4 protein-coding genes and 1 pseudogene are annotated in these 5394 nt (G+C 40.7%); 4 read left to right on the top strand and 1 reads right to left on the bottom strand.

Annotation, left to right across the window (positions count from 1 at the left end; translation table 11 throughout):
• The first annotated feature begins 194 nt into the window (after positions 1 to 194).
• The 3 genes from BGL89_RS10145 to BGL89_RS10135 all read left to right on the top strand — a co-directional run bounded on the left by BGL89_RS10145 (position 195) and on the right by BGL89_RS10135 (position 1700).
• Positions 195 to 539 carry a YbaB/EbfC family nucleoid-associated protein gene (locus tag BGL89_RS10145; protein ID WP_024970320.1) on the top strand — a complete coding sequence of 115 codons (345 nt, stop codon included), beginning with the start codon at positions 195 to 197 and terminating at the stop codon, positions 537 to 539.
• Positions 540 to 598: 59 nt separating this feature from the next.
• Positions 599 to 1321, top strand: coding sequence for a pyridoxine 5'-phosphate synthase (locus tag BGL89_RS10140; protein WP_200868382.1), 723 nt, complete (start codon positions 599 to 601; stop codon positions 1319 to 1321).
• A gap of 67 nt (positions 1322 to 1388) precedes the next feature.
• Positions 1389 to 1700 carry an MgPME-cyclase complex family protein gene (locus BGL89_RS10135; protein ID WP_024970318.1) on the top strand — a complete coding sequence of 104 codons (312 nt, stop codon included), beginning with the start codon at positions 1389 to 1391 and terminating at the stop codon, positions 1698 to 1700.
• A 61-nt stretch (positions 1701 to 1761) separates the two neighbouring features.
• Here the strand turns inward: BGL89_RS10135 and BGL89_RS10130 are convergent, their stop codons facing one another.
• Positions 1762 to 3402: a DUF655 domain-containing protein gene (locus BGL89_RS10130; RefSeq protein WP_286825614.1), complete on the bottom strand. Its 1641-nt coding sequence runs from the start codon at positions 3400 to 3402 to the stop codon at positions 1762 to 1764.
• 221 nt (positions 3403 to 3623) lie between these two features.
• Here BGL89_RS10130 and BGL89_RS10125 point away from each other — a divergent pair.
• Positions 3624 to 5312: pseudogene (locus BGL89_RS10125) on the top strand (dynamin family protein); the annotation flags it as partial.
• Positions 5313 to 5394: the final 82 nt, after the last annotated feature.

Genomic DNA, 5394 nt, shown 5'->3' with positions numbered 1-5394 from the left:
GGTGCGGAACCCCGCAAGGGAAAGAAGCAGAAACCTAAATCGTGAGGTTTGGGAATCACCGTCCGTTTACGGCGGTGAGGATGTCAACGTTGTCAATAATCACTTTTTGCCCTCAAATGGACAAAAGTTGACCCCGGTCCACCTTAAGCAGTACAATAAAAACCTTGAGTGACCCCTTAAACAAAAAAAACATCATGGCACAAGGACAAGGATTCGGATTCGGTCTCGGTAAGATTAAAGAACTACAAGACGCTTTCCAAAAAGCGCAACAGGTGCAACAAGGGGCTAAAGTTCTGCAAGAAGAACTGGAAACTATGGAAATTCCAGGCGAAAGTGAAAATGGCTTGGTGACAGTCTATCTCAGTGGCAACCAAGAACCCCGGGGTATTGAAATCGACCCTTCTCTCCTCTCCCAAGATCTGGAGATTGTGGCTGGGTCTATTCTAGAAGCCATGAAAGCCGCCTATGATGCCTCCACGGAAACCATGCGCAGCAAAATGGAAGAACTGACCATGGGTTTAAATATCTCCAGTATGTAATCGCTTTTGACCGCAATGGTAAGATGGAAAGTTGGACTAACAAACAAGGAGGTTCAACTTTGCTGACTTTGGGTGTCAATATCGACCATGTGGCCACAATTCGCCAAGCGCGTCAGACCGTGGAACCGGATCCCGTGGCGGCGGCAGTTTTGGCCGAAATCGGTGGTGCTGATGGCATTACCGTTCACTTGCGCGAGGATCGTCGTCATATCCAAGATCGCGATGTGCGGATTCTCCGGCAAACGGTGCGGACTCATCTGAATCTGGAAATGGCCCCGACGGAGGAAATGATCGCCATTGCTCTCGATATTAAACCCGATTATGTCACCCTTGTCCCCGAAAAGCGCCAGGAAGTGACCACGGAAGGGGGGATCGATATGCTGGGCAATTTTGACCGTTTTTGTCGGGTTGTAGAGTGCCTGCAATCGGCTAATATCCCCGTTAGTTGGTTTATTGATGCCGATTTTGCCCAAATTCAAGCGGCCGCTAATACGGGGGCGAAATTTATTGAACTCCATACCGGTCAATACGCCGAAGCACAACAGGAGAGCGATTGTCAAGCAGCATTAACAATTCTTAAAGAAGGTTGTGAATACGCTTCCTCTCTGGGTTTGCGGGTGAATGCTGGTCACGGTTTGACCTATTGGAATGTTTATCCCGTCGCCTGTTTGCCCAATATGGAAGAATTGAACATTGGTCACACAATTATCAGTCGTGCGGTTTTGGTCGGGTTGGAACGGGCTGTTAGGGAAATGAAATTGGCTATGCGTGGACAATTGTAAAAGCCATCAGCTATCAGCTAATCTCCCGACTAACGAACAATTACACTGAAAAATTAAAGGAAAGATGATGACAACTTATTATTATTTGGTAGCCAGTCAAAAGTTTTTAGAAGAAGAAGCGATCGAAAAGGAAGTTTTGAAGGAAAGAATCAGGAATTATCAAGAAAAAGGTCAAGAAATTGATTTTTGGTTAATTGCCAATCCAGCTTTTTTAGATACTCCCGCTTTTGCCGATATCAAAAAGAAAACTCCCCAACCGCCAGCGGCGATTGTTTCTCTCAATCAACAGTTTATTACTTGGCTAAAATTGCGTCTAGAATACGTTATTACCGGACAGTTTGAAGCTCCTTCCGATAGTATTCCCGAACCGTTAAAATAGGGCTTGTGGAGGGAAAATTGCTAGTTTTTGTCTGTGGAAGAAAATGCAGACGAAGCAATGCTCACCAGCTGACTTTGCCTTTGAGCTTGTTAATTTTTCCCTGACCGATTCCCGATACTCGATCCAAATCTTCTAGGGAAGTAAAGGGTTTTTGTTGCCGGGCTGCGATAATTTTTTCGGCTAATTTGCCACTGATACCGGGTAAACTATCTAGTTCTTCTCGCGTGGCGGTGTTTAAATTAATTAAGCGATCGCTTTTAATTGTTACAGATTGGGGGCAGTTTTTTCTATCCTGTTCGATCCGATTTTTAATAGTTTCCGGCAGTCCTAATTTAGCGGTACGGTAAAGATATTGAAATTCTCGATCGAAATGAGCGGCAACGGTGGGATTATCGATAATAACTAAAGCTTCATCGTTTTGATGGTTAGCAGCTGCTGACCAATTATGAGAACCAGTAATCACAATTTTATCATCGATTAAACCGAATTTATGGTGTAATTTATCTCCCGCCGCTAGAGCGGGAACTCCTAGGGTATTAATTGGGTTTTGCCAAGGCTGATTATCTGGTTCATAACGACATTTATTACTGAGAGCAACTCCTAATAAATCTAATCCTTCGCTATAGTATCGGAAGGCAAAACTAGGATCAATTAAAGCTTTAATTTCTATCCCTTTTTGATGTCGTTGGGCGAGAATATTAGCTAGAGGCTGTTCCGTCAGGACAAACAGGGCTAAATTCACGGATTTTTCAGCTTTATTTAAAGTTTCACCGATCAGACCATTGCTAGTAATTGCCCAGGGATAAGTGATAGAATCGGGGGAAAATTTCACCGTCAGACTACTATTACCGATAGTAATTTTTTGCGTTTTTCTCTGGGGTTTATCTGACCCAAATTTAGGCCGATCTTCCCTTCCCCACATCAGATTAAATTCTTTTTGAAAAACTCTAGCTAGTGGGGTATTATTAATCACTAATAAGTGATTAGCATTACCGATAGTTTCGGGATTAGAAAAGTCTCCATGAATATCACTTAAGGTATAGTTAGCTGAACTAATTAAAGTAGTGTGATGATCAATAACCATGAATTTATGGTGCATTAAACCACTACCTTTTGAGCGATCTGCCCTATCATCAATTAGGGGAATACCAGCTTTTTTGAGGATAGTAATTGCATCTCTTTGGGCGATTTCTTCTGTACTTAATTTACCATCTCGATTTAGATCAACTAAGTCAAAAAGGTTTTGATAACGTTCCTGTTCTCGATCGCTTAATTGTTCTTGGTTTTTGGCTAAACTATTAATAGGTTGATTGTAAATATTTTCGAGAATAACCCTAACTTTAATTCCCTGTTGCTGACGAGCAACTAAAGCTTGAGCGATGGCGGGTAAACGTAACTCTTGCACCGCTAGATCGATCGAACTTTTTGCCGAGTTGATATTATCAATAATAACCTGTTCTAAATTATCCCCTGGGCGATTAATTTGGCGATAGGGATCGGTATAATTTGAACCCTGGGCTTGATTATAATTAAAATAGACTTGAATATATTGATCTTGGGGCAAGGGTTGGGGACGATTTTGGATAACATTCAGAGAATGACAGCCACCCAAAAGAAAAACTGTTCCTAACAAAAATCCTAACTGTCCCCTAGTCCGAATTTTTTTTAATCTCAATTTATCTATTGCCATTTTTGTCCACATAATTATCATTATTCTAGGATTCAGGAAGGAATTTTTACCTAAGAAGGTTCTCGGAAATCGGTATGTACTAAATTGATTATAATCAATCCTGATTCTAGATTGAAGACGATGACTTTGTCCTTGATTGCTTAAATCGCTGACCAAAGATGTGACATCTAGTTAGGGAATTTTGTTATAATCTGGGGAACAATAGCACTGTTCTTCTAGATTTGGGTTTTACCATGACTGAACTTTTACCCCAATGCAGTAATCTGGCTGGTAATGTTAACAGTATAATTGAACTATTCAAAGGCGAATCCTCTCTCCGCAATCAACAGGATACCAGCAAGATAGAAATTGCCCTACAAAAAGCCATTTCTCCCAAATTTGAAATCGTTTTTGCCGGTGCTTTTAGTGCCGGTAAATCAATGTTAATCAATGCACTTTTAGAGCGAGAATTGCTGTATAGTGCCGAAGGACACGCAACAGGTACAGAATGTTATATTGAGTACGCAGAAGCTGATGAGGAAAGAGTGGTTTTAACCTTTCTCAGCGAAGTAGAAATTCGTACTTTAGTCGATACCGTTTGTCAAAATCTGCAATTAACTAATCCCAGTAACATTAATTCCCCCGAATACTGTAGTCAGTTAAACCAATACTGTCAAAAAATTATCGAACAGGAAGGAGGAGAAGGCAAATCCGAGCGAGCTAAACAAGCTCAGGGTTTAAAATTATTAATTGAAGGATTTACTCAAAATCGTGAGCGGATCCATACGCTGCATAATGCCACCTATTCCATGGAACAATTTCACTTTTCTAATTTAGCAGAAGCGGCCAGTTTTGCCCGTCGTGGTAGCAATAGCGCCGTCTTAAAACGTCTAGAATATTACTGTCATCATCCTCTCCTTAAAGATGGTAACGTTTTGGTAGATTTGCCCGGTATTGATGCCCCAGTCAAAAAAGATGCCGCCTTAGCCTATCGTAAAATAGAGGATCCTGATACTTCAGCAGTGGTTTGTGTTTTAAAGGCTGCTTCTGCGGGAGAATTAGCCACAGAAGAAACGGAATTACTCGAAAAAATTCGCTCTAATGCTGGTATTCGTGATCGAGTTTTTTATGTTTTTAACCGCATCGATGAAACCTGGTACGCAGCCCAACTAAAACAGCGTTTAGAAAACCTGATTCAAACGCAATTTCGTGATACTTCCCGCCTCTACAAAACCAGCGGACTTTTAGGGTTTTATGGGTATCAGGTGAAAAATCAAACCAATATTAATCAGCGTTATGGTTTAGATTCTATCTTTGCCGAAAGTGTTAAAAATTTAGGAGGAGAAGAAGAAACACCGCAATTTGTCAGCGAGTTTAATAACTATTGTGCCAACTCCGGTAAATTACTGGCAACTCCCTTTAAAGTTTCCATCCACGGTTATGAAACTCCTAATAAAAATTACTTCCGAGTTTTAAGCGAGTGGGGAACTCCTTTACTAGAGCAGTTAATTGCTGATAGTGGTATCGAAGAATTTCGCACGGCAATTACTCGTTATCTCACGGAGGAAAAACGTCCGCAATTGTTTGCTAATTTAGCCGATGATTTACAATCTCTCTGCATCACTCTCAAAAATCATTATCAAGGGATTTATAGTGATTTAGAAAGTCAACCACGAGAAATTGAGGCGATGAAAGCTCTGGAGTTAAATCACCTCAATCAAGAGTTAAAGGAAGTGGGAGAGAAATTAACTAAACATATCGATGTTTATGTCAATACTGTCGTGGTTAATAGCGATGAAAACTTTGAGGAAGACTTTAAGAAACTGAAAGCGAGAATGGTATCAAGATTGGATGAGTTATTAAATACTTTTTCTGTTAAAAATGCTTACTCGCAAGCGACTTTAACCCATCCTCGCAATGCTACAGCACCTTTATTAGGGCTCTTCGGTAATTGTTATGCAAATAATTAACTTAAAATAAAATTCGATGAGAGTGCCTACGCCTAAAAGTAGCTGAAATCTATAC

The organism is Microcystis sp. LSC13-02 (assembly GCA_002282935.1).
GTDB lineage: Bacteria > Cyanobacteriota > Cyanobacteriia > Cyanobacteriales > Microcystaceae > Microcystis.
Note: the sequence above shows the minus strand (reverse complement) of the source record. Positions and strands in the feature narration are given on the sequence as shown.

Excerpts from the sequence above, each read along its gene's own strand:
- BGL89_RS10145 (WP_024970320.1), top strand. The coding sequence starts at position 195 with ATGGCACAAGGACAAGGATTCGGATTCGGTCTCGGTAAGATTAAAGAA.
- BGL89_RS10135 (WP_024970318.1), top strand. The coding sequence starts at position 1,389 with ATGACAACTTATTATTATTTGGTAGCCAGTCAAAAGTTTTTAGAAGAA.
- BGL89_RS10130 (WP_286825614.1), bottom strand. The coding sequence starts at position 3,402 with ATGTGGACAAAAATGGCAATAGATAAATTGAGATTAAAAAAAATTCGG.